Origin of the sequence: Mesorhizobium sp. M7A.F.Ca.CA.001.04.2.1 (assembly GCF_003998485.1) — a bacterium.
Taxonomy (GTDB): domain Bacteria; phylum Pseudomonadota; class Alphaproteobacteria; order Rhizobiales; family Rhizobiaceae; genus Mesorhizobium; species Mesorhizobium ciceri.
In genome coordinates, this window is the sequence record NZ_RZQT01000036.1 from 19,682 (window position 1) to 42,855 (window position 23,174).

General features: G+C 61.2%; 25 protein-coding genes. 2 read left to right on the forward strand and 23 right to left on the reverse strand.

The features are described 5' to 3' along the window. Positions 1-6: 6 nt before the first annotated feature. From pqqE to EN955_RS14225, 8 genes are all read right to left on the reverse strand, one after another. Positions 7-1,128: a pyrroloquinoline quinone biosynthesis protein PqqE gene (pqqE, locus tag EN955_RS14185; protein WP_024504365.1), complete on the reverse strand. Its 1,122-nt coding sequence runs from the start codon at positions 1,126-1,128 to the stop codon at positions 7-9. Beyond that, positions 1,125-1,421 (reverse strand): pyrroloquinoline quinone biosynthesis peptide chaperone PqqD, encoded by a 297-nt coding sequence (gene pqqD / locus EN955_RS14190; RefSeq protein ID WP_024504366.1) that lies wholly within the window; start codon positions 1,419-1,421, stop codon positions 1,125-1,127. Before pqqD ends, pqqE begins: the two co-directional genes overlap by 4 nt. Beyond that, positions 1,418-2,176, reverse strand: a complete 759-nt coding sequence (gene pqqC / locus EN955_RS14195; protein ID WP_024504367.1) for a pyrroloquinoline-quinone synthase PqqC — start codon at positions 2,174-2,176, stop codon at positions 1,418-1,420. Before pqqC ends, pqqD begins: the two co-directional genes overlap by 4 nt. Further along, positions 2,173-3,111: a pyrroloquinoline quinone biosynthesis protein PqqB gene (gene pqqB, locus EN955_RS14200; protein ID WP_013532075.1), complete on the reverse strand. Its 939-nt coding sequence runs from the start codon at positions 3,109-3,111 to the stop codon at positions 2,173-2,175. Before pqqB ends, pqqC begins: the two co-directional genes overlap by 4 nt. A 415-nt stretch (positions 3,112-3,526) precedes the next feature. Further along, positions 3,527-4,063, reverse strand: a complete 537-nt coding sequence (locus EN955_RS14210) for a PQQ-dependent catabolism-associated CXXCW motif protein (protein WP_337122398.1) — start codon at positions 4,061-4,063, stop codon at positions 3,527-3,529. A 20-nt stretch (positions 4,064-4,083) separates the two neighbouring features. Further along, a complete protein-coding gene (locus EN955_RS14215) occupies positions 4,084-4,977 on the reverse strand; it encodes a quinoprotein dehydrogenase-associated putative ABC transporter substrate-binding protein (RefSeq protein WP_013532072.1) in 894 nt (297 codons plus the stop codon). Further along, on the reverse strand, positions 4,949-5,473 hold the full coding sequence (locus tag EN955_RS14220; protein WP_127223430.1) for a c-type cytochrome, methanol metabolism-related: 525 nt from the start codon (positions 5,471-5,473) through the stop codon (positions 4,949-4,951). The genes EN955_RS14215 and EN955_RS14220 overlap by 29 nt, the downstream gene beginning before the upstream one ends. Before the next feature lie 178 nt (positions 5,474-5,651). Beyond that, entirely contained in the window at positions 5,652-7,553 is a 1,902-nt protein-coding gene (locus EN955_RS14225; RefSeq protein WP_013532070.1) for a methanol/ethanol family PQQ-dependent dehydrogenase, read from the reverse strand. Positions 7,554-8,239: 686 nt separating this feature from the next. Here EN955_RS14225 and EN955_RS14230 point away from each other — a divergent pair. Next, the gene (locus EN955_RS14230; RefSeq protein ID WP_024504369.1) at positions 8,240-8,593 is read left to right on the forward strand and encodes a hypothetical protein; all 354 of its coding nucleotides are present in this window, start codon (positions 8,240-8,242) and stop codon (positions 8,591-8,593) included. 123 nt (positions 8,594-8,716) lie between these two features. Here EN955_RS14230 and EN955_RS14235 read toward each other — a convergent pair whose 3' ends face one another. The 6 genes from EN955_RS14235 to EN955_RS14260 all read right to left on the reverse strand — a co-directional run bounded on the left by EN955_RS14235 (position 8,717) and on the right by EN955_RS14260 (position 13,455). Continuing rightward, positions 8,717-9,580, reverse strand: coding sequence for a quinoprotein dehydrogenase-associated SoxYZ-like carrier (locus EN955_RS14235; RefSeq protein ID WP_013532068.1), 864 nt, complete (start codon positions 9,578-9,580; stop codon positions 8,717-8,719). A 118-nt stretch (positions 9,581-9,698) separates the two neighbouring features. Next, positions 9,699-10,661 carry a quinoprotein relay system zinc metallohydrolase 2 gene (locus tag EN955_RS14240; protein ID WP_024504370.1) on the reverse strand — a complete coding sequence of 321 codons (963 nt, stop codon included), beginning with the start codon at positions 10,659-10,661 and terminating at the stop codon, positions 9,699-9,701. Positions 10,662-10,695: 34 nt separating this feature from the next. Then, complete coding sequence (locus EN955_RS14245) at positions 10,696-11,436, reverse strand: ATP-binding cassette domain-containing protein (RefSeq protein WP_024504371.1); 741 nt, start codon at positions 11,434-11,436, stop codon at positions 10,696-10,698. Then, on the reverse strand, positions 11,405-12,229 hold the full coding sequence (locus tag EN955_RS14250) for an ABC transporter permease (RefSeq protein WP_024504372.1): 825 nt from the start codon (positions 12,227-12,229) through the stop codon (positions 11,405-11,407). Before EN955_RS14250 ends, EN955_RS14245 begins: the two co-directional genes overlap by 32 nt. Next, positions 12,226-13,212 (reverse strand): ABC transporter substrate-binding protein, encoded by a 987-nt coding sequence (locus EN955_RS14255; protein WP_024504373.1) that lies wholly within the window; start codon positions 13,210-13,212, stop codon positions 12,226-12,228. The genes EN955_RS14250 and EN955_RS14255 overlap by 4 nt, the downstream gene beginning before the upstream one ends. A gap of 33 nt (positions 13,213-13,245) precedes the next feature. Beyond that, positions 13,246-13,455 carry a hypothetical protein gene (locus EN955_RS14260; protein WP_013532063.1) on the reverse strand — a complete coding sequence of 70 codons (210 nt, stop codon included), beginning with the start codon at positions 13,453-13,455 and terminating at the stop codon, positions 13,246-13,248. Between the two features lie 363 nt (positions 13,456-13,818). Between EN955_RS14260 and EN955_RS14265 the strand changes: the two genes are divergently transcribed. After that, entirely contained in the window at positions 13,819-14,199 is a 381-nt protein-coding gene (locus tag EN955_RS14265) for a cytochrome c family protein (RefSeq protein WP_024504374.1), read from the forward strand. 47 nt (positions 14,200-14,246) lie between these two features. Here the strand turns inward: EN955_RS14265 and gph are convergent, their stop codons facing one another. The 9 genes from gph to EN955_RS14310 are packed head-to-tail and all read right to left on the reverse strand — an operon-like array spanning position 14,247 to position 23,169. Beyond that, the gene (gene gph, locus EN955_RS14270) at positions 14,247-14,948 is read right to left on the reverse strand and encodes a phosphoglycolate phosphatase (RefSeq protein ID WP_013532061.1); all 702 of its coding nucleotides are present in this window, start codon (positions 14,946-14,948) and stop codon (positions 14,247-14,249) included. Continuing rightward, the gene (locus tag EN955_RS14275; RefSeq protein ID WP_024504375.1) at positions 14,945-15,502 is read right to left on the reverse strand and encodes a thioredoxin family protein; all 558 of its coding nucleotides are present in this window, start codon (positions 15,500-15,502) and stop codon (positions 14,945-14,947) included. The genes gph and EN955_RS14275 overlap by 4 nt, the downstream gene beginning before the upstream one ends. 21 nt (positions 15,503-15,523) lie before the next feature. Then, entirely contained in the window at positions 15,524-16,210 is a 687-nt protein-coding gene (gene rpe / locus EN955_RS14280) for a ribulose-phosphate 3-epimerase (protein ID WP_013532059.1), read from the reverse strand. A gap of 58 nt (positions 16,211-16,268) precedes the next feature. Continuing rightward, positions 16,269-17,207, reverse strand: a complete 939-nt coding sequence (gene cbbX, locus EN955_RS14285; RefSeq protein ID WP_024504376.1) for a CbbX protein — start codon at positions 17,205-17,207, stop codon at positions 16,269-16,271. Positions 17,208-17,214: 7 nt separating this feature from the next. After that, positions 17,215-17,649, reverse strand: coding sequence for a ribulose bisphosphate carboxylase small subunit (locus tag EN955_RS14290; protein WP_013532057.1), 435 nt, complete (start codon positions 17,647-17,649; stop codon positions 17,215-17,217). Between the two features lie 18 nt (positions 17,650-17,667). Then, entirely contained in the window at positions 17,668-19,161 is a 1,494-nt protein-coding gene (locus tag EN955_RS14295; protein ID WP_013532056.1) for a ribulose-bisphosphate carboxylase large subunit, read from the reverse strand. Positions 19,162-19,182: 21 nt separating this feature from the next. Beyond that, a complete protein-coding gene (fba, locus tag EN955_RS14300) occupies positions 19,183-20,262 on the reverse strand; it encodes a class II fructose-bisphosphate aldolase (RefSeq protein ID WP_024504378.1) in 1,080 nt (359 codons plus the stop codon). 11 nt (positions 20,263-20,273) lie between these two features. After that, a complete protein-coding gene (tkt, locus tag EN955_RS14305) occupies positions 20,274-22,286 on the reverse strand; it encodes a transketolase (RefSeq protein ID WP_024504379.1) in 2,013 nt (670 codons plus the stop codon). Positions 22,287-22,296: 10 nt separating this feature from the next. Next, entirely contained in the window at positions 22,297-23,169 is an 873-nt protein-coding gene (locus tag EN955_RS14310) for a phosphoribulokinase (protein WP_013532053.1), read from the reverse strand. Positions 23,170-23,174: the final 5 nt, after the last annotated feature.

Here is a 23,174-nt window from a genome sequence, read left to right on the forward strand (position 1 = left end):
GCCAGGTCAGGCGGATTCGGTCACCGCACCGATCCGCCGGTAGACGAATGCTTCTTCTCTCGAAGGAACTGTGGCAATGCGCCTGGCTTCGTCGATCAGCATTGCCATGCGAGCATGGATCGGCGATTTCGCGCAAGCCGGGTCCGTTGCAGCGGCATCGCCGGCGATCGCCATCGCCTGGCAGCGGCAGCCGCCCCAGTCGATCTCGCGCCGCTCACAGCCGCGGCATGGCTCCTGCATCCAGTCCGTACCGCGAAAAGCATTGAACGCCGGCGAATCGGCCCAGATCGAGGACAGCCTGCGTGGTTCGAAACGCTCGAAGCTGAGCGACGGGATCGTCTGTGCGGCATGGCAGGGCAGTACGGTGCCGTCAGGCGTCACCATGAAGGCGTCCCGCGCCCAGCCGCCCATGCACGGCTTGGGATAGATCGCGAAATAGTCCGGCGTCACAAAATCGATGTTGATGATGCCGGCCAACCGCTCCTGTGCCTCCGCGACGATCTCCGCCTGCCTATCGACCGCTTCACGCTCCGGCATCAGTTGATCGCGATTGGTCAACGCCCAGCCGGCATATTGCACATTGGCGATCTCGAGCCTCTCCGCGCCCAACGAAAGGGCGAGATCGATGAATTCCGGCACCTCCTCGATGTTATGGCGATGGATCGGCGCGTTGATGGTAAGAGGCAGACCGGCCGCGCGCGCGCGGCGTGCCGTCTCCAGCTTCTTTTCGTGGGCGCCCTTGTGGTTGCCGATGCGATCCGTGGTCGCCGGCCGCGCGCCCTGAAAGCTCAGTTGCAGATGGTCTAGACCGGCTTCGGCAAATGCCTCGACACGGCCCTCGACGATGCCAACGCCCGCGGTAATCAGATTGGTGTAGACGCCGCGCCCCGCAAGCCCGGCGATCAATTGCTCGAGGTCGCGGCGCAGTGTCGGCTCGCCACCGGACAGATGCACCTGGAGCACTCCGAGATCGGCGGCCTCCGAGAACAGGGCGAGCCAGGTCTCTGTGTCGAGTTCGCGATTGGCCTTGAGCAGTTCGAGCGGATTGGAGCAATAAGGGCATTGCAGCGGGCAGCGATGCGTCAGTTCCGCCAGCATGCCGATTGGAGGGAGGAGGGGCGTGCTCATAGCCTCACCAGCAGCTTGTCCGACCATTCCTGCAGGAAGGCGATGACGTCGGTCGCCACGGCCTCCTGTTCGGCCTCATAATCGGCGGCAAGGCCGGCAATGATGTCGCCGACCGTGGACCGTCCATCGCAGCGTCGCAATATGTCGAGACTGACATCGTTCGGCCAGAATATCTTTTCCGGTGAAAGCACGGCGAATGCCTGCCGCAAGGGATCGTATTGTATGCGCACGTGCTTCGGCAGCGAAGGTACCGATCGCAACGACACCACAGCTCTTTCGCGCAGCGCCGTCATAGGGCTGCCTCGGGCTGGAAGGCGCCGGGCGGTATGTTTCCCCGCTCGCCATAGGCGTGTTGAAGCGCGTCAAGCATGGCCCAGAGTATATCGCATTTGAACACCAGTGCATCGATTGCCTGCTGCTGGCGCTCCGCCGTATCGGCGTGGCTGAGCACGTAGTCAAGGGCGAAGTCGGCGTCACGCGAGGCCTGTTCGGGCCGTTGCTTGAAATAGGCCAGCGTATCCTCGGTGATGTAGTCGTATTTGGCCAGCATTGCCGGCACCCGCTCGCCGATGATGAGTGGCGAGAACATCTCGGTCAGCGAGGACGCGACCGCCTCGAACAGCGTCCGGTTTGTGCAAAAGGAAAGGTAAGCGCCCACCGCGAAGCGTGTCGCCGGCAGTGCCAGCCTTTCGCTCTTCACGGCCTCGGCGTCCAGGCCGAGCGAAGTTGCCAGATGCAGCCAGCGCGCGATGCCGCCGCTCCAGCCGTCCTCGCCGTCATGATCCTCGATCCGCTTGCGCCACGCGGCACGAAACGCTGGATCCTCGGCATGTACGAGTATCATGGCATCCTTGCGTGGGATGACCGCCTGATAGCAATAGCGGTTCAGCGCCCAGGCCTTCATCTCGGCCTTCGACAACGCGCCGCTGGTCATCCTGTGGTGAAAGGGATGGCGATTGTGATAGCGCTCGGCGCCAACCTGCCTCAGCACGGCTTCGAGAGCGCTCGTGGAGAGTCCGCCTTTGGCTGCATCGCGGAAGTCGCTCAAAATTCCATCTCCATACCGTCGTTTGCGATTTCCCAGCCTGCCGCCTTGACCGCCGCGTGTTCGGCGGAACTCTCGTCAAGGATGGGGTTGGTGTTGTTGATGTGGACGAAGACGCGACGGCCGACCTTCACATTGGCCAAGCCTGCAATCGAACCCAATTCTCCCGAGATCGCCAGATGCCCCATGCGCGCGCCGGTTTTCTGACCGACGCCGGCGACGATCATCTCGTCGTCGGTGTAGACCGTGCCGTCGAACAAAAGACAGGCGGCATCGGTGAGACGCGCGCGTAGCCGCGCATCGATGCGCGCGCAGCCTGGGATATAGAAGACGGAGCCGCGGCTGCCGATGCCGGCAATTCGGACTCCGATCGTGTCACCTGCGTCGGAGCTGAAATTGGCATCCGGATGGTCTCTATCCTCCAGATAGAGTGCTATCTTCCCGGGCACGGCAAAGGGCTCGATCATTACGCCGGTATCGCGGCCTTCTGCGTCGCAGATGGCCAACTCTTTCGCCGGCGGCAGGATGCGCCGCGGCACAAGCGCTGGATCGAGAACGTTGAAAATCGAATTCGCCTCCAGCGTCGCCAGAACCTGCGCCGTTGCATAGATGGCGAAAGGCTGCCGCTCGCGCAGGCTGAGCAGTCCGGCGATATGATCGACGTCGGCATTGGTCAGCACCACAGCGCGAATAGGTGTCGAGCGCAGCGGCGCATCGCCCGCAGGTTGCAATTCAGGTGTTGCAGCGATTTGCTGGCGAATGTCGGGCGAGGCATTGAAAAGAACCCAGCCCAACCCGTCCGCCGAGGCGGCGACACTTGACTGGGTTCGTGGATGCACGCTTGCCATGCCGTTGCGAGCCGCACGACTGAGACGGTAGTTGCAGTTCCATTGCGGAAAGCCGCCGCCCGCCGCCGATCCGATGATCCTCAAATGCATGAAAATGCCCGCGCGCCGGCTTCTCTGACCTGCAGGCAATTTGCAGTCACAAACAACACTCCGCGCGCTTTGCGTGCGTCAAAATCTTTCACGAAAATCCCATGCGGGGAGGGGATGCGCGCCCCTGTCGCCAGGGACGCGCACCTCTGCGGCCTACTTCTTGGGAGTAATTTCAGCAGGCAGATACCGTGAAATTTCGAAGCCAGCGGCAACCTGACACATGGTCGGTTTTTTCCAGTTCTTCTTCATGACATTTCTCCTCTTATACCAGCCCGAAGGGACCGATCCTGTCGTTAGCCAACCATTGCAGGGCACCGACGCAATGGCTCGTCCATCAAGTTTCAAAATGGACAAATGAAACAATAGGTTTTGAAAAATTGAAAACAAACTATCGAGAATAATTGCAGTCCTTATTTCAATTGTTCGTTGCGTAGGGTTTCTTCTCCTCCAGTGGAAGGTTTGCATCTTCCCATCCATCGGCCCCGAGCGGATACCAGATCACTGAACTGTAGCCCCACTGGACGGCCCGTTTCGCCGCATTCCACGACATCCAGCAATTCGTCATGCAGTAGAACAGAACCGTGCGCGACTTGTCCGTCCCGGCCTTGGCCGCGAGGCCTTGGCGAAAATAGCTGGCGGTCTCCTGCGAAATAGCGCCGTATCCCACATTGGCCAGCCATATGCTGCCTGGAATGTCCTTTCTGACCTTGTCTCTCCATATCGTCCCTGCCGGCAAATTGGCCGGTTTGGGCGTGTCCGGCATCACGTCGAAGAAGATCGCCTTTTTCGTTCGCCACAGCGCTTCCGCTTCCACCGTCGTCACCACCCTCGCGCCTTGCAGCGTCCGCGGTACCGGCGCCCGATAGTCGTCCATCCGGAAACCGCTGGGTTCGGCGATGTCGCCAGCCCATGTCGGCTCGGCCAGACCCAGAAGGCTCGCGGCGACCAGCACGAAAATAGTCTCCCTTCCATTCATTGGGTAATCAGGTTGTCGTGTTCGTCGATCAGCGGCACGTTGTAGCTCAGCAGGATCCTGGTGATCTCCGCCTGGTTTTCCCTGATCACCCGGTTGAGCGTCCGCTTCCATTCCTGGTCCGACGGACGTACGCCCATGGTGATGCGGTAAGACATGCGCGAGCCGGTTTTTTCCTTCACCAGTGGAACGATCGTCACATCAGCTCCGAGTTCCTTGGCGTAGTAACCTGCCATCGGTCCCCACAGCACCGCCGCATCGATCTTGTGTGCCAGCATGTCCTTGATCATGACCTCCCCCATTGATGGGGTGACGCGCGTATCCACCGCAAGCGGATAGATCTTGGCGGTCCGCAGAAGCTTGTTGGCGGCCATGTTGGCGGTTGGCGGCGTGCTTTCAACGACGCCGATCGTTTTGCCTGTGAGTCTGGGATCCTCGATCGTTTCCACGCCTTCCATATCGTGGCTTTTCGGATGCACCAGCACATAGGCGGAGCGATAGTAGGCGTTGGTGTTCTGCACCAGCTCATCGCCTTGGGCATAGCCCATGATGATGTCGCATCGGTTGGCCCCCAACGTATTGCGCACGAAGCCGGTGATCGTGGGAAACCAGGTGTAGGAGACGGACTTGCGCCCGGTTTTCGCGGCAACCAGTTCGGCCAGCTTGTTTTCGAAGCCTTCGCCGCTCTTGTCGGTGAAGGGCATATTCGAAGGATCGGCGCAGACGCGCAGAATGTCAGGGTCGACCAGTTCTCCCGCCGCGCCAAGGCCGGCGCTTTGCGCATGCGCGTTCGACGGCAGCAAGGCGAGTGTGCCGAGGATCGGCAGAACGACGCGCAGCTTCAATGCATCGCGGCCGATCATGTCATCCACCCATGCAGGATGCTTCGGCATCCTTCGCCGCCTGGGCCTTGTCTTCGTGCTTGGGCGGCCTTCCGCGGGGCGCCGCGCCATCCGCGCGCGCGCGCAGATAGACGTAGAGATCGTCCAGGTAGCAATAGACGTTCTTGTTGTCGCCAAAGGCAGGCATGACGTTTTCCTTGCCGCCGCCGACATTCTTGCGGCCTTCGGCGACGATCGAGAGGAATGTGGCGTAATCCATGGTTTTCAGGCTGTTGACCAAAGCCGGCGCATAGCTCGAACCTGTCGCGTCCTGTCCGTGGCAGACATGGCAATCGGAATGATACCGGCGGTAGCCGCTGAACGTGTACCAATCGACGGGTCCGTTTTCGATCTTGTAGGTCGGATTTCCATCCGCATCCAAATACTTGCCGCCTTCTTCCTTTACCGCCTTGGCTTTTTCCATGCTGTCGTCGGCCCGGGCGAGGCTCGAGCTTGCCAGAGGCAGCAGAGCCAGGACGAAAGCCGAAATTACAATGCGAACGGACATTCAAACGCTTCCTTCATTTGCCAATGGACACGGTTTTGCTGTCGCGACCGGCATTGATCGGTGTTTTTGGGTGCGTAACCGAATCGAGAGCCCGGCCATGGCTTCCGGATGTCCGGGCTCTCGTTCTTCAAGCCTTTGGTCTCACAAGACCTGAGGCATGCTCAAGGTTCCCAGCGCATCAATCCGGGAGACCGAAGACGGTGAGCTGACCGCCCAGCGTCGTGTAGTCGGCAAGTGCCGCGTAGCCGCCGACGGCACCCAGGCCAGCTGTACCAACGACAGCGGCTTGGTCGCCTTGCGCGCGGCCCTGATCGACGGCGCCATGCCAGGCAGCGGCGTTGTCAGGCGAAAGCAGGCCGCCTGCCAGGCCGATACCAGCCCATCCACCGACGCCCGACAGAACGGCGATATACTGCTTGCCGCCCTGCTCGTAGGTCGTGATGTTGCCGATGATGCCGGACGGGGTCTTGAACTTGTAGAGTTCCTTGCCGTCCTTATCGACCGCCTTGATGTAGCCTTCGAGTGTACCGTAGAAGACGACGTCGCCATCTGTCGCCAACGCGCCCGACCACACCGAGAACTGCTCGGGCTTCGACCAGACGATCTCGCCCTTGGCCGCATCCCAGGCAATGAAGTTGCCCATGTTGCCGTCGCCGCCAGGTGCGGGATACATCGACACGGTGGCGCCAACATAAGGCTGACCGGCGGTGTAGCTCACCTTGTAAGGCTCATAGTCCATGCAGACATGGTTGGTCGGGACATAGAACAGCCCGGTCTTCGGCGAATAGGCCGCCGGCTGCTGGTCCTTCGTTCCAAGCGCCGCCGGGCAGATGCCCGTCGAGTTGGTGTCTTCGCCGTTCTGCTGGGTCGAATATTTCGCCACGACCTGCGGGCGACCATACTGTTCGCTCTTGGGGTCCATGACGACTTCGGTCGCCCAGTTCACGGCCGGATCGTATTTCTTGGCGACGAGAAGGTCGCCGGTGGCGCGATCCATGGTGTAGGCAAAACCATTGCGATCGAAATGCACCAGCACGTCGTGCTTGGCGCCGTTGACCTCCATGCCATCGACGAGGATCATCTCGTTGATGCCGTCATAGTCCCATTCGTCATGCGGGGTCATCTGGTAGAGCCATTTGGCAACACCAGTATCCGCATCGCGGGCCATGATCGTCATCGACCAGCGATTGTCGCCGGGGCGTTGGACCGGGTTCCACGTCGAGGGATTGCCGGTGCCATAGTAGACCAGGTTCAGCTTGGGATCATAGGAATACCATCCCCATGTCGTGCCGCCGCCGGTCTTCCACTGCTCGCCTTCCCAGGTGTTCGTGCCGGAATCCTTGCCAACCGGCTTGCCGAGTTGCGTGGTCTTCTCGGGATCGATCAGGGTGTCTGCGTCCGGACCTTCCGAATAGGCTTTCCAGGCGAGTTTGCCATCTTTCAGATTGTAGGCGGCCAGCCAGCCGCGAACGCCGAATTCGGCGCCGGAGACGCCGATGAGCACCTTGTCCTTGACGACGACGGGGGCAGCCGTACCGGATTCGCCTTTGCCGCCATCGGTCTGGTCGCCGTTCTTGACCGACCAGACGACCTTGCCAGTCTTCGCGTCGAGGGCGACGACCGTGGTGTCGGCCTGATTGAGAATGATCTTGCCGTCACCATAGGCAACGCCACGGTTGACCGTATCGCAACACATGATCGGAATGACGTTGGGATCCTGCTTGGGCTCGTATTTCCAGAGGATCTTCCCGTCATTCTTGAGATCGAGCGCAAAGACATTGTTCGGGAAAGGCGTGTGGACATACATCACATCGCCGATGATAAGCGGTCCACCCTCGTGGCCTCGTAGCACGCCGGTGGAAAAGGTCCACTTGACCTGCAGGTTCTTCACATTGTCCGCAGTAATCTGGTTGAGTTTGGAATAGCGGGTGTTGGCGTAGTCACCCGTCTGCATTGCCCAGTTCTTCGAATCCGAAGCCAGCTTTGCAAGGTCCTCGTTAGCCGACGCCGTATAGGCCGCGCCGAGCGACAGAAACGCCGCAGTCGTTAGAATATAGGTAGCTTTCGTAAGTACACGCATCCGAATTCCTCCCGAGGTTCATAGTGATGAATCATTTGCTGAGCCCACAAGGGCTTGCCCAAGCGATTCACGGGGGGGAAATATTTCCGGCAGCGTGTCACGACCTAAGCCAGATGTGCAGAGGGCACCGTTACTGCCCACCTCACCTTGGCCTACGAAAGACTGTCGCCGCTCCCTAATGACGGTGACGCCCTTGAAGCCGGAAACAGGGTGAGGCTATGTCATCGTAAAAGGCTAGGCAAGCAAAAAAGCCTGCTGGTGTTTTTGCACCGCAATATCGTAAATGATGCGGTGCAATATAAGAAAATAAGCAGGACGGTATTTGTTAGATAAAGTATTTATGACCGCGAAATAACGATGGGGCACATAAAATTTAGTTATTTTTTGATTTTTACATTTCGCCTAAGCGTTGATTTTATTTGGAGGTATTCGCTTCGATGTCTCGGCATGGTCATGCGCGTGCTCCATTGGGAATCGATAGTGGGCCAAGCATGAGATGATCGTTGGAGTCGGGGCGTGGAGCAGGCCACGGAGCCGCCATGCGGAACCACGGTCGACAAGCCCCGCATTCCTCCTTTGGTCGCATACGGAAGCCATGGGCGCTTGACTGACTCTGCTGCACGTTGCCAACTGCCACGGTGATCCCGACTGGGCGCATCGCGCCTAGGCTAACCGGAGGTTTTCCCGTGATCAGATATGTTGGATTTTCGACTTTGCCGCTGCTCCTTGCCGCGCCGCTGGCCTTCGCAAACCCCGCGGGCGCCGCGGGTGATTACCCGACAGCAACGATCGCCGACTACGTGCTCGGCTGCATGCAGACGAACGGCCAGACACGTCAGGCGCTGGAAAGCTGTTCCTGCTCGATCGACGTCATCGCCTCGATCCTTCCCTACGACCACTATGAGAGAGCCGAGACTTTCAAGAGCATGTCTTTGACCACAGGCGAAAGCGCGGGGCTGTTTCGCGAAAGCGCACCGGCGAAGGCAGCCCGTACCGAATTGAAGCGCGCGCAGTCGGAAGCCGACGTGCGCTGCTTTTAGAGCCTGCTCCATCCGGAAGCCGGATGGAGCTTCGTCCTCTGCCTGGGCGTGATCTTCCCGAACGAGCTCCATTTTCGGGATCAAGTGGCAAGCACCGGCAGTCCAGCGCAAGATATCGAGACTTCAGAGTCCCGCTGTCTCGAGCGGCCACTGATTGCGAAATGTTTTGCCGTCCGTATCGATCGCTTCAACCTGGATTTCGCCCTTGCCGTGCACGGTGAAATCGAATCGGAAGTTGGGATCTTCCGAAATCGATATTCCACCTTCCATGGAGAGGATCGGCCGGCCGGCTTGGGAGATCGACAGTTTCTGGACAAAATGCGCCGGTATGAAATATTGGGTCAGCGGATCCCGCTGCAGCCCCGAATTGTTAGGGTGCCGGATCATCAACTGCAGTTCCTCGGTCTTGGTCATCGTCTCTTTGGGCGGGAACTGGCGCAGCTTCATCTGACCCATTGTCGCGTTGGCCTCGTCCTGGTTCTTGACCGCAGGGGCGGAGCAGCCACCTGACGCCTTGACGAAGGTCTGTACCATATGGAGTTGACCACCCTGCGTCTCAGCGATGGCACGCAGATAGGAATAGTCGTTGACGCGCACGCGCGTCGACAGATGCGTCACGCCGGCATCCTTGCCGAGCTGGAACGTTGCCGCCACCGGTGCAGGGTTCGCGTCGATGATCAAGGTAACGGATTTGATGCCGTCTGGCGCCTTGGCTGGATCGAGATAGATGTCGACGGGCACGATGGCGGCATCCTGCGCCCGCTTTGGTGCTTCGATCCTGACGACGCCGGTATCGACCAGAATTGCCCGATCGCCGAACACGTCGCCCTTCAAGTCATGCCAGATTCTATCCGAGGACGCGGTTGTTTGCTGTGCGTTGGCGGCTCCCGAGGAGCCGAGCAACGTGCCGATGGTCAAGATGATCGCGGCGAAAACGGATGCGAGCGGCAAGGCGAGCTGCCGGCTCGAGTAAGCTTGATTTTGCATTTCGATGCCTCCACCAATGCAAGACAGGTGGTGCCCAGGCTGGCGTTGAGGATAAGCCTTTGGCGACGCCTTGGCAAATCGCCGTGCTTTACGGCCGCCTGGCGCATGTCGGCGTCGTCTATTCCCATTCGAGTTCGGCAAATGCGGCCGTTGCGTTGCGCTCGTTGTAATCGTCGAACAGGTGCCAATTGTCCCGTTCGCTTCCGCCTGCGGTTTTGACTGCTTCGCGCAGCGGCGTTCCGTCGGCGATCGCCTTGCGGATATCGCGCGCCAGAACCTCGAAATAGCGTCGCTCCCCCGCCAGTGCCTGTGGCCAGTCGGCCGTTACAGGACCATGACCTGGAACGACGCGCGCGGCGTCGATCGCGGTGAGTGCATCCATCTGGCGGAGCCATCCAAGCAGTGATCCGTCGAGCGTCGGCAAGGAGCCCATGAACACCAGATCGCCGGCAAAGAGCGTTCTGGTCGCGGTATCGAATACGGTCAGGTCGTTGTCGGTGTGCGCCGCCTTCCATGCCCGCAGTTCGATCGTGCGCCCGCCGAGGTCGAGTTGCAGGTGATCGTCGACCAGCCTGGTCGGCGACACGATCTCGACCCCCTCCATCAGCGCCTCGCCAAGCTGTTCGCGATAGTTGTGCAGATAGAACGCGCCACGCGCGTCGAGGGCGCGCGGCAGATTGCGGTGACCGACGATGGTCGCGCCGATCTCCCGGAATGCCGCATTGCCGAAGATGTGGTCGGGGTGCATGTGGGTGTTGACCAGGAAGCGAACCGGCTTTGCGGTTACCTTTCCGATCGCGGCGAGAAAGGCGTGCGCCTCGATCAGGCTGCCACCGCTGTCGATGACGGCAACCGCATCGGTACCGATGACGGCGCCCAGATTGCAGATCGCACCGTCGTTGGCGGCGGTCATCAATTCATCCGTGCCCTGGAAGGCGAAGACGCCGTCGGCGATCTGCCTGAGCGAGAATCCCAGGTTGCCAGCCGCGGCTCGTCCGAGGCAGCACGGCAGCAAGGCGGCGCTGGCGGCGGTACAGGCGAAGCCACGCACAAGCCTGCGTCTTAGCCGATCGATCGACATGAAGGCCTCCGATATGCATTTCACCTGCAGGCGATCAGGTGACGTCCGGAAATCTATGATGGAACGACCGCAGAAGGTCGCTCATCACCTGCGAATTGCGATGTTGCCGTGGCAACCGTACGTCGAACACGCCGAGCACATGGGTTGGCCGCGGCGCGAGCACGATGATGCGGTCCGACAGCATCAGTGCCTCGCGTAGATTGTGCGTCACCATCAAGGCGGTCGTGGGCCGTGCCGACCACACGGTCAAAAGCAGATGCCGAAGCCGCTCGGCGGTCTGTTCGTCGAGCGAGACAAAGGGTTCGTCCAGGAAAAGCACCGCCGGCTCCGTGGCGAAAGCCCTGGCAAGTGCTGCCCGGCGCGCAAGGCCGAGCGACAGTTCGGCAGGATAGAGCGAGCGCATGGCCGCGAGGCCGAGCGTGTCGAACAGCCCGTCGAGATCTTTCGCCCTCAAGCTTTTCGGCAACGCCAGCCTGACATTCTGCTCCACCGTTCGCCACGGCAGCAGGGTCGGTTCCTGGAATACGGCGGCGATGCGGTTCGAACCTCCTTGCGGCAACTGGAAGGAGCCGGAAAAGTCTTTGTCCAAGCCAAGCAGGATACGCAGCGTCGTGGTCTTGCCGCAGCCCGACGGTCCAAGCAAGCAGGCGAATTCGCCTTGCCGGACCTCGAAGGAAAGATCCTGAAGCGCCGTGATCGAGACGCCTCGCGCGGACCTGAAGGTCTTTTCGGCGATGTCGACCTTAAGCGGGACGACGGCGCCAACGGGTTGCATGTCGTTCAACGGGCTGCACCAGGAGAAGTTCAATGACAAGCATCACCGCCACGAAAGCCAGCGTGTAGGCAAGAATGGCGGCGACATCGAAAAGCTGGAAATAGAGATGGATCTGGAAGCCGACACCGTTCGAGCGGCCGAGCAGTTCGACGACCAGGACGATCTTCCAGATGAGGGCGATGCCGGATCGCGACGCGGCGGCAAGATAGGGCTGCAATTGCGGCAGCAGGATATGGCGGATGCGATCAAGGCGGCCGAAGCGATAGACGGTGGCCATCTCGGCATAACTTGGATCAAGTGTCCTGGCGCCTTCACGCATCGTCACCACGACATTCGGGATCTTGTTCACTGCCACTGCGCCGATCGCCGCCGCCTCGTTGAGGCCGAACCAGATGTAGCCGAGGACGATGACCACCAGTGCCGGGATGTTGAGGAACAGAATCACCCACGGGTTGAAAAAACGGTCGACGCGACGATAGCTGCCGAGCAAAACGCCGATGACGGATCCGATGATCATTGCGACGATATATGCTGCGGCGACCCGGCCGAGGGTCACGCCGAGATGGTAAAAGAGGTCGCCGCTCGCAGCCTCCCTGAGAAGCACCTGCCAGACCTGCCCAGGTCCTGGAAAGGCACGGCTTGGCCAGACGCCTGCCGCAAGGTTCCACAGCAGGCAAAGCCCGAGCAGGGAAACCGCTACGGTCAGCGCGGGCGCCAGTGCCGTCGCCAGGCTGCGTCGGCCGGACATGCTCGGCGGGGCATCACGCGTGCCGTCGGTTTCCAATGCGGTCATTTCCAGGGTTCCTGCCAGAATGTGCCGGGCGCCATCTCCGGCGCGCTGCCGACCAGCTTCGCGCCGCCGATCGCCGCCAGCACATGGTATAGCCTGCCGGCGTCAGCCGCTTCCTCGGCGACCGACCGTCTGGGAATGCCCTGACGATAGCGATCGCGCAGTTTTTCCAGTTCCTTGCCTTCCGCGCGAATGATCGGCGCCAAGCGCAGCCATTCGTCATCGGATCTGGCCAGCAAGTCCTTGGCTTGCGCGGACGCCCTCACGAACCCCCTGACGGCATCGGGGTTCTCGTTCGCCCATTGGTCATGGAAGACGTAACCGAGCGCCGACACGGGTCCCAGAGCCCCAAGCGTCTTTGCCGCGTCATTCACGCCGATCAATCGACGGAAGCCATTGGCCTCGAGACGGGCGCAAAAATGCCAGAAATTCAGCACTGCATCGAGTTCGCCCTGTATCGCCTTTTCCGAAATCAGCGGCGGCGCGCCAAAGACGATGTCGCTGGTTGCCGACAGGTCGACGCCGAGATCGCGTCTGGTCAGCGCTTGTATCAGCAGCCAACTCTTGTCGAGCGGGCCGCCGGCGACGCCGATCTTCTTGTCCTTGAGATCGGCGACCGTCCGGATCGGTGAACCCTCCTTCACCATGATCGCGCCCACGGCGGTGGAATAGGGGAACAATGTGAGGTCGCCGCCTTCGGAGCGCTGGCGCGAGACCCACAGCCAGTCGGAGACGATCATGTCGATCGCGCCAGCCTGCATCGCGACATTGGTTGCATCCTCGCCGGCGAAGTCGATGATCTCCAGATCGATCCCGTTAGCGGCATCGAACTTGTGCTGCCGTAGCGTATCGAGTTCCCAACTCACGGTTCCAAACTTCAGCACACCGAGGCGAATCCTGGCTGCCGCAACGGCTGGCCTGGTAGCAAGAACAGCGGCTGTCCCGAGAACCGCCAGACGCAACGTCATGCGCCGTGAAACCATCATGACACCTCCTCCCCAGGGTTCCGCGCTGCCAAATCAGATGGCTCGTTCCTTGCTCGGAAATGCGCATTTCCAGCGCATGACCTTGAGGGTCGGGTGTTCTTGAGACCATTTCGCGATTTCGCTGGGGGCAAGGAACATGCATTGGAACAGGGTGCCGCGGCTCTCGAAATAGAGATGTTCGTCTCGGCAATTGCTCGGATTGGCGCTGAGGCAAACCGTCAATATGAGATCGACCATGTCCATTCAGCACCTCTTGCGCGTTCCCAAACGCCCATCTCGGCGAGTCCAGCCCAACCAGGAGCCAGGACAAAACCGCCACTTGCCGGATTTCTCAAGGTGCCAATGGAGAAACCGGAATGAGGTCAAGCTACGCGCTCGCCCAATAGCCGTCAACAAAGACGAATGGACAGGATCCTTGAGAACCCAGGCCTCTAAACCTTTGTACGATTGACTTTCACAACATGCCGATTAGCTTCCAGGTGACGCGGCGCGGCTCCACGGGAGAAGCGGAATTTCCACGCCACCGCGTAAGGCGCATGCCGACGGATCAAAGGATCGGCATGCGCAAATCGTCCAGGGCACCCAGACGATCAATGAGGAAATACCATGCGCGCAATCGCATTTTTCGCAGTCATGTCCGTTGTGCCCTTCATCGCGAGCCAATCCCAGGCACAGGACGCGGCGGCGGGTGAGAAGGTCTTCGCCAAATGCAAGGTCTGCCATGTCGCCGACCAGGACAAGAACAAGGTCGGCCCGTCGTTGAACGGCGTCATCGGCCGAACAGCCGGCACGCACCCGGGGTTCAGCTATTCTCAGGCGATGGTCGCGGCAGGCAAGTCCGGCGTCAAATGGGATGAACCCACGCTGAAGACTTACCTTCACGATCCCAAGGCCATGGTCAAAGGAACAAAGATGGCGTTCGTCGGCCTCAAACAGGACGAAGACATCGCCAATGTCATCGCCTATCTGAAGCAATTCTCGAAATAGCGCGCCGCCGGCCGTTCGAACTTGCGTTCGGCCGGCGTTCGCCTCGATCACGCATCGGCTTGCAGCCCCTGCATTGCCGAAGGCAGATCGAAAAGGCTGTCGCAAACAAGATCGGCGCCAAGCTCTTCCACCGGAATGTGGCTGTAGCCGCCACGCAGCAGAATGACGGGCATGCCGGCGGCGCGTGCGGCGCCCAGGTCAGCGCCACTGTCTCCGACCAGCAGCGCGTCACCCGGGTCGACGCCTAGCTGTGCCAACGCCAGCAGCAGGGCATCGGGCGCCGGTTTCAGGTATGTCACCGCGTCTCCGCCGACGATCGCACCGAAATATTCCGTCAATCCGAAATGAAGCAGGATTTCGCGGGTCGCCAACTGCGGTTTGTTGGTTGCCACCCCCATGCTTACTCCGCCCAAATGAAAGTGGGTGAGGGCCTCCCTGACGCCAGGCATCAGCCTTGTCAGGCCGGTCAGGTGCCGGCGGTAGATAGGCGCCATGACGCGGTTTGCCTCATCGAGAGCGTTGCCGAGCAGTGGCGCTCCCGATGCCGCGAAGGCTCGCTCGATCAGTTTCCTGACACCGCCGCCGATCATGGCCTTGACCCGGTCCAGGCGCAGCGGCGGCAGATCGCGGCTGGCCAGCAATTCGTTGACGGCGGCCGCTATGTCCGGTGCCGAGTCGACCAGCGTGCCGTCGAGGTCGAACAGGATCGCCTTCGGCGATCGAAGCGGCCTACCTGCGCCGACGTTCATGCGTCATCCTTCCACTTGATCGAGCAGCCGATCGAGGCGACCTGGTCCAGCGGCCCGTCGCCGGTTCGGGCAACCTGCTTCATCGCCTCGAACAGATCGCGTCTCAGCCCGGGCGCTCCGGCTTCTCGTCGCGAGGCGTCCAGCCGACCGCGATATTGCAATCCCAACTCGCTGTTGAACCCGAAGAAATCGGGAGTGCACACCGCCACGTAATCGCGCGCTACAGTTTGGCGCTGGTCGTGCAGGTAAGGGAAGCTGAAGCCGTTCGTCGTGGCGAAGAGCTTCATTTGGTCGAAGGAATCCTCCGGGTAGGTGTCGGCATCGTTCGAGTTGATTGCGACAAAGCCGATACCTTCGGCCTTGAGGTCGTTGGCATCGCACACGATACGTGAAATCACCGCCTTCACATAAGGGCAGTGATTGCAGATGAAGGCCACGACCAGGCCGTTCGGGCCGGCCTGGCTGAGGATCGAATGCGACCTGCCGTCGACGCCGGGCAAAACGGCATCGATCGCGCGCCAGCCGAAATCGCAGACAGGGGGAACGGCCGCCATGCTTGCCTCCGATGAAATGGTTTACGCGGCTTTCCGGATCGCACCGTCGGCCGCCTGTCGGATGGTTCCAATGTTGGCGCGGTAGGCCGCCTCGGCGCCTCCCTTGAACACGGCCGACCCGGCGACCAGCACATTGGCGCCGGCCGCGGCGACCAGCGGGGCGGTTTCGGCCGTGACGCCGCCATCGATTTCGATGTCAATCGGGCGGTGGCCAACCAATGCCTTGATTCGCCTGATCTTCTCGATGACCGCGGAAATGAAGGCCTGGCCGCCGAAGCCTGGATTGACCGTCATCAGAAGCACCAGATCGAGCCTGTCGAGCACATACTCGATGACGCTCTCCGGCGTCGAAGGATTCAGCGATACGCCGGCCTTCTTGCCGAGATTTTTGATCGCCTGCAGGGAACGATCGAGATGCGGCCCGGCCTCTGCATGCACCGTGATGATGTCGCAACCGGCGTCGGCGAACGCGGCCAGATAGGGGTCGGCCGGCGCGATCATCAGATGGCAGTCGAAGATTTTGTCCGTTCGGTCGCGGATCGCCTTGATCACCGGCGGACCGAAGGTGATGTTGGGCACGAAGTGGCCGTCCATCACGTCGAGATGGATCCAGTCGGCACCCGCCCGCACGACAGCTTCGACCTCGTCGCCGAGCCGCGAGAAATCCGCGGAAAGCACGGAGGGTGCGATGATTGTCCCGGTGACCATGGTCGTCGTCTCCAATTCTGTCTGCGGTGTTGGTCGCTGCGCCGGCCGCTTCGTCCTGTCAGCGCATCTTCGTCTCCGGTTCGCCTTCCAGTTTCCCTTCCGCGAACACGCGGCTGCCGCGAATGTCGGATTCCTCGATGGTGATAAGATCGGCCTTGGTCAACACCCGGCTGCGCGATGCGAAAAGCCGGTTAGCCTGCCGCAGCCGCGCCCGGTCAAGCCCATTGCGAACCGAACGCGCGTTGGAGAAATGCGGCAGCCTCATGCGGATCGGAAGATACTCTTCGAGCGCCTGGGACGCCGCCTCGCTGAGGCGATAATTCTGCTCCGCGAGCATAATCTCGGCGATCGATTTCAGTTCGCTGACGCCATAGTCGGGGAAGTCGAGGTGGTGGGCGATGCGCGAACGCATGCCGGGATTGCTGTCGAAGAAGCGGTCCATCTTGTTCTTGTAGCCGGCAAGGATCACAACCAGATCGTCACGGTTGTTCTCCATGCACTGCAGCAGGATTTCGATCGATTCCTGGCCGTAGTCGCGTTCGTTCTCTGGCTTGTAGAGATAGTAGGCCTCGTCGATGAAAAGCACGCCGCCCATGGCACGCTTGATCACCTCGCGGGTCTTGGGCGCGGTGTGGCCCACATACTGGCCGACGAGATCGTCGCGAGTCACGGCGACCATGTGGCCTTCGCGGACATAACCCAGACGATGCAGGATTTCGGCCATCCTCAGCGCCACCGTGGTCTTTCCGGTGCCGGGATTTCCCGTGAAATTCATGTGCAGCGTCGGCGCGCCCGATGTCAGTCCGAACCTGCGGCGAAGCCGGTCGACCAGGAGGAGGGCGGCGATCTCGCGGATGCGGGTCTTGACCGGCTTCAGGCCAACGAGTTCTCGGTCGAGCTTGTCCATCACCTCGTCGATGTTGGACGCCTCGAACTCGGCCTGCAGATCAACCCTCGCGTCTTGTGCGGCAGCGTCCTTTGTCATCGCGTTCAGCATGGTTCGGCTAGCTCCGCTCGCCTTCGGGCCTGTCGGTCGCATAAGGCACGATCGAATAACCCTGGCTGCGGCCGTCACGCTCCTGGCGCAGCAGCCGGAACCCGGGTTCGCTGGGCGGCCGGTTGACAATGAACGACATGCGCGGCGCTTCCCAGCCCTTGGTCGAATCGAAGGCGGTTACCCGCACATACATGTTCGGACAGGCTTTCCGGCAAGCATTGACCTCGAGCAGTATGCCCGCCGGATCTTTCAAGTCGAACATCGGGTTGCCGTACATTTCCCAATAGGTATTTCGCGGATGCGGATCGTCCGTGTACTCGACGCTGACCGCCCAATGGTTCTTCAGCGCGTATTTGATCTGCGCCGAAATCTGCTCGTCGGTCAGGTCGGGCAGGAACGAGAACTGCCCCTGTGTGACCTTGTTTCCCGGATTGGTCATCATGACGACGGTTCCTTTCGTCTAGAAGCTGGGCGTTGCGGTTGGCACGAAGTCGGCCGTGTCGGTCGATTCGTAGTTGAAGGTGACGTCCTTCCAGGTCTCCAGGGCAGCCTTCAGCGGCGTGCACCATCTGGCTGCCTGTTCGAGGATCTTGGTCCCTTCGCGCAAATAATCGCGCCCCTCGTTGCGGGCCAGGATCATCGCTTCCAAGGCGACGCGATTGGCCGTCGCGCCTGCCTGGATACCGTCCGGATGGCCGATCGTGCCGCCGCCGAACTGCAGGATGACGTCCTCGCCGAGATAGTGGATCAACTGGTGCATCTGGCCGGCATGGATGCCGCCCGAGGCAACGGGCATCACCTTGTTGAGCGAGGCCCATTCCTGATCGAAGAACAGCCCGGTTTCGAGGTTCTGCGGCGTGCGCTCCTCGCGCAGCGTGTCATAAAATCCCTTGATCATGAGCGGGTCGCCTTCCAGCTTGCCGACCACCGTGCCGGCATGGATATGGTCGACGCCGGCCATGCGCATCCATTTGCAGATGACGCGGAAATTCATGCCGTGGTTCTTCTGGCGCGAATAGGTCGAGTTGCCGGCACGGTGCAGGTGCAGGATCATGTCGTTGCGGCGTGCCCACTTGGCCATCGACTGGATCGCTGTGTAGCCGATGACCAGATCGATCATCACGATGCAGGAGCCAAGTTGCTTGGCGAATTCGGCGCGCTCGTACATCTCCTCCATCGTGCCGGCGGTGACGTTGAGGTAATGGCCCTTGACCTCGCCGGTGGCAGCCGACGCCTTGTTCACGGCCTCCATGCAGTAGAGGAAGCGGTCGCGCCAATGCATGAAGGGCTGTGAGTTGATGTTCTCGTCGTCCTTGACGAAGTCGAGGCCGCCCTTCAGCGCTTCATAAACGACGCGCCCGTAATTGCGTCCCGACAGGCCGAGCTTCGGCTTCGTCGTCGCGCCGAGCAGCGGCCGGCCGAACTTGTCGAGCCGCTCACGCTCCACCACGATGCCGGTCGCCGGCCCCTGGAAAGTTTTGAGATACGCCACCGGGATACGCATGTCTTCCAGCCGCAAAGCCTTGACTGCCTTGAAGCCGAACACATTGCCGATGATCGATGCGGTCAGGTTGGCGATCGAGCCCGGCTCGAACAGGTCGAGGTCGTAGGCGATGTAGGCGAAGTACTGTTGCTCGGTCTTGGTTCCGGGACCGGTGTTCGGCACCGGCTCGGATCTGAACGCCTTGGCGCGATAGAGCTCGCAAGCTGTCAGCCGGTCGGTCCACACCACGGTCCACGTCGCGGTGGAGGATTCACCGGCGATGGCGGCTGCCGCCTCCTCGTGGTCGACACCGGGTTGCGGCGTGATCCGGAACATGGCGATCAGATCGGTTTCCTTGGGCCTGTAGTCAGGCTCCCAGTAGCCCATCTTCTTGTAGGGGATGACCCCTGACTTGTAGCGCTCCTTGCCTTCCTTGAGCGTCCCCGCTGGCAGTATGTCGATCTTGTTCATGACAGGTCTCCTGTTTGTTGCTCAGGCGGCTTTCGCGGTTGCGATTTGGGGGTCGAGTTTTCCCGCGGCGTAACGTTTCGCCATCTCGTCCATGGCGATGACCTTGATCTTCGAGGCGTTGGACGCCGTACCGAAACGCTCGAAGCGGTCCCGGCAAAGGTCGCGCAAGGCATCCATGGCGGGCTTCAGGAATTTGCGGGGATCGAACTCGCGCGGGTCTTCCGTCGCGACGCGGCGGAACTGCCCGGCCATGGCCATGCGGCAATCGGTGTCGATATTGACCTTGCGCACGCCGTAGCGGATGCCGCGCTCGATCTCCTCGACCGGGACGCCAAAAGTCTGGGGCATCTCGCCGCCGTATCTGTTGATGATGTCCTGCAACTCCTGCGACACAGAGGAAGAGCCGTGCATGACCAGATGCGTGTTGGGCAGCTTCTCGTGGATCGCCTCGATCACCTGCATGGCCAGGATGTCGCCGTCCGGCTTGCGGGTGAATTTGTAGGCACCGTGCGAGGTGCCGCAGGCAATCGCCAGCGCGTCGACCTGGGTTGCGGTCACGAAGTCGACCGCCTGATCGGGATCGGTCAAGAGTTGGTCGTGGGAGAGCGCGCCCTCGGCGCCGTGGCCATCCTCGGCCTCGCCTTGGCCGGTTTCCAGCGAGCCGAGCACGCCCAGTTCGCCTTCGACGGAAGCGCCGACCCAATGCGCCATACGTGCGACGCGTTCGGTTATGGCGACGTTGTAGTCGTAGCTTGCCGGCGTCTTGGCGTCCGCCATCAAGGATCCGTCCATCATCACCGAGGTGAAGCCGTGGCGGATCGCGGAAAGGCAGGTGGCCTCGCTGTTGCCGTGGTCTTGATGGATGCATAGCGGGATGGTTGGGTGGATTTCGGTCAGCGCCTCCATCATCTTGGCCAGCATGATGTCGTTGGCATAGGATCGGGCGCCACGCGAAGCCTGGATGATGACAGGCGCGTCGCAGGCCTTGGCCGCTTCCATGATGGCGAGGCCCTGTTCCATGTTGTTGATGTTGAATGCCGGTACGCCGTAGCCGTGCTCGGCGGCATGGTCGAGAAGCTGGCGAAGGGTGATGCGAGCCATTGTGAATCCTCCTAGATGATGAGCTTCAGCGCCGCTGCAGCAACCGCTTCGGACGTTATGTTGAAATGCCGGTAGAGGTCGGGGGCAGGGGCGCTGGCGCCGAAGCCGGTCATGCCGACGAAAGCGCCGGTCTCGCCGATCCAGCGGTCCCAGCCCAGCCGGGCTGCCGCTTCGACCGCGACGCGCGGCGCCGAGCCGAGGACGGCCTTGCGGGTGGCGCTTTCCTGCTCCTCGAAAAGCTCCCAGCACGGCATCGACACGACGGCGGCGGCGACACCATGCTCGGTCTCCAGCCTTTCGGCGGCAGCAACCGCGATCTCGACCTCCGAGCCGGTGGCGATCAGGGTGACGGCACGGTGCTCGGCTGGTTCGCGCAGGACGTAGGCACCTTGGCGGGAGCGGTTCTCGTCACTGTGCGACCGACGCAGCATCGGCAGGTTCTGGCGCGACAGCACCAGGACGCTCGGCCGATCCTTGCTCTTCAGCGCGAGTTCCCAGCACTCCGCCGTTTCGATGACATCCGCCGGACGGAAGACGTTGAGATTGGGCGTGGCACGCAGCATCGCCAGGTGCTCGACCGGCTGGTGCGTCGGACCGTCCTCGCCGAGGCCGATGGAATCGTGTGTCATCACATAGATGACGCGCTGGCCCATGAGCGCCGAGAGCCGCATCGCGCCGCGCGCATAATCGGCGAAGCACAGGAACGTACCGCCATAAGGCACGAACCCTCCATGCAGCGCGATGCCGTTCATGGCGGCCGCCATGCCGTGTTCACGAATGCCGTAGTGAATGTAGCGGCCGGCATAGTCACTCGGCGCAATGCGGTTCATGCCCTTGGTGATCGTCAGATTCGAGTGCGTCAGATCGGCCGAGCCGCCGACGGTCAATTCCGTTGCGCCGTTGATGGCCTCCAGCACCATTTCGGAGGCTTTTCGCGTCGCCACCTTGGTTGCCTTCTCGACATGTTCGCGACGAAAGGCTTCGAGCGCGTCGAAGACCGTGTCGGCCAGTTCGGCGGCGACGGCGTTTTCAAAAGCCTCGCGTCGCGGCGAGGCGGCAAGCCGCTGCTCCCAGGCGCGCCGCATCGCTTCGCCGCGACCGGCAATCTCGCGCCAGGCGAAAAGGATATCATCCGGCACTTCGAACGGCGCGTGGGCCCAGCCGATGTTTTCGCGTGTCGCGGCGATCTCTGCTTCACCCAGCGGTGCGCCGTGCGTCTTTTCCGAACCGCCGAGATTGGGGGCACCCATGCCGATCACTGTGCGGCAGGCAATCAGCGATGGCCGATCCGACCGCCGCGCCGCCTCGATTGCCGCGGCGACTGCTGCCATGTCGTGCCCGGCGACACTTTGGACATCCCAGCCGGCGGCCTTGAAGCGCGCCGGCTGGTCCATCGACGTGGAGAGGGAGGTCGGCCCGTCAATGGAAATCGCATTGTCGTCCCAGAAGACAATCAGGCGGGAAAGCTTCAGGTGACCAGCGAGGTCTATCGCCTCGTGACTGATTCCCTCCTGAAGGCAGCCGTCGCCCGCAATCACATAGGTATGATGATCGACCAGATCGGCACCGTAGCGGGCGGCAAGCATGCGTTCCGCCAGCGCCATGCCGACCGCCGTGGAAATGCCCTGTCCAAGCGGTCCGGTGGTGGTCTCCACGCCAAGCGCATGGCCGTATTCCGGATGTCCGGCGGTGCGGCTGCCCAGCTGCCGAAATCGCTGCAATTCCTCGACCTGCATGTCTTCGTAGCCGAGCAGATGATGCAGCGCGTATTGCAGCATCGAGCCGTGGCCGGCTGAAAGCACGAAACGGTCACGGTCGGGCCAGTCCGGTCTCGACGGATCGATATTAATGAAGCGGTTGAACAGCACCGTTGCGACATCGGCCATGCCCATCGGCATGCCAGGGTGACCCGAATTCGCCTTTTGGACGCTGTCCATCGCCAGCGCGCGAATGGCGTTCGCCATCTCGCGCTCCGAGACGGGAGCGGTTGTGGTGACGGGCTTCAGTGCTGTTTGGCTGGTCATTGCATCCTCCTCACGACACACGGCTCTTGCGTTCAACCAATTGCAGGATGAGCGGCGTCAGGATCAGCTGCATGGCAAGATCGAGCTTGTTGCCTGGCACCACGATGGAATTTGGCCGCGACATGAACGAGTCGTGGATCATCGACAGCAGATACGGAAAATCGATGCCGCGCGGATTGGCGAAGCGGATAACCAGCATCGATTCGTCGGGTGTCGGAATCCAGCGCGCGATGAACGGGTTGGACGTATCGACGATCGGCACGCGCTGGAAGTTGATGGCGGTCTGCGAGAATTGCGGGACAATGTAGCGGACATAGTCGGGCATCCGGCGCAGGATCACGTCCATCACCGCCTCGGTGGAATAGCCGCGTGTCGAACGGTCGCGATGGATCTTCTGGATCCATTCGAGATTGATGACCGGCACGACGCCGATCTTGAGATCCGCATGCTTGGCCAGATTGATCGTGTCGGTGACGACACAGCCGTGCAGCCCCTCGTAGAAGAGCAGGTCGCTGGGAGCGAATTCGCGCCATTCGGTAAAGGTTCCCGGTGGCGTGCCGTGCTGCTTTTCCTCTTCCTCATCATGAATGTAGGTGCGGGTCTTGCCGGTTCCGCGGCGGCCATATTCCGCGAACACCTCTTCGAGAATTCCGAGTTCGTTGGCCGCGGCATTGAAATGGGTGAAGTTCGGGTTGCCGGCCTTTTCCTCCTCGGCCACCTTTGCCTTCATCGCCGCGCGGTCGTAGCGGTGAAATGCGTCGCCTTCGATGAAAGCGGCCTCGATGTTCTCGCGCCGGAAAATCAGCTCGAAGATGCGCTTGACCGAGGTCGTGCCGGCGCCCGACGACCCGGTGATGGTGATGATGGGGTGCTTGGCTGACATGGTGC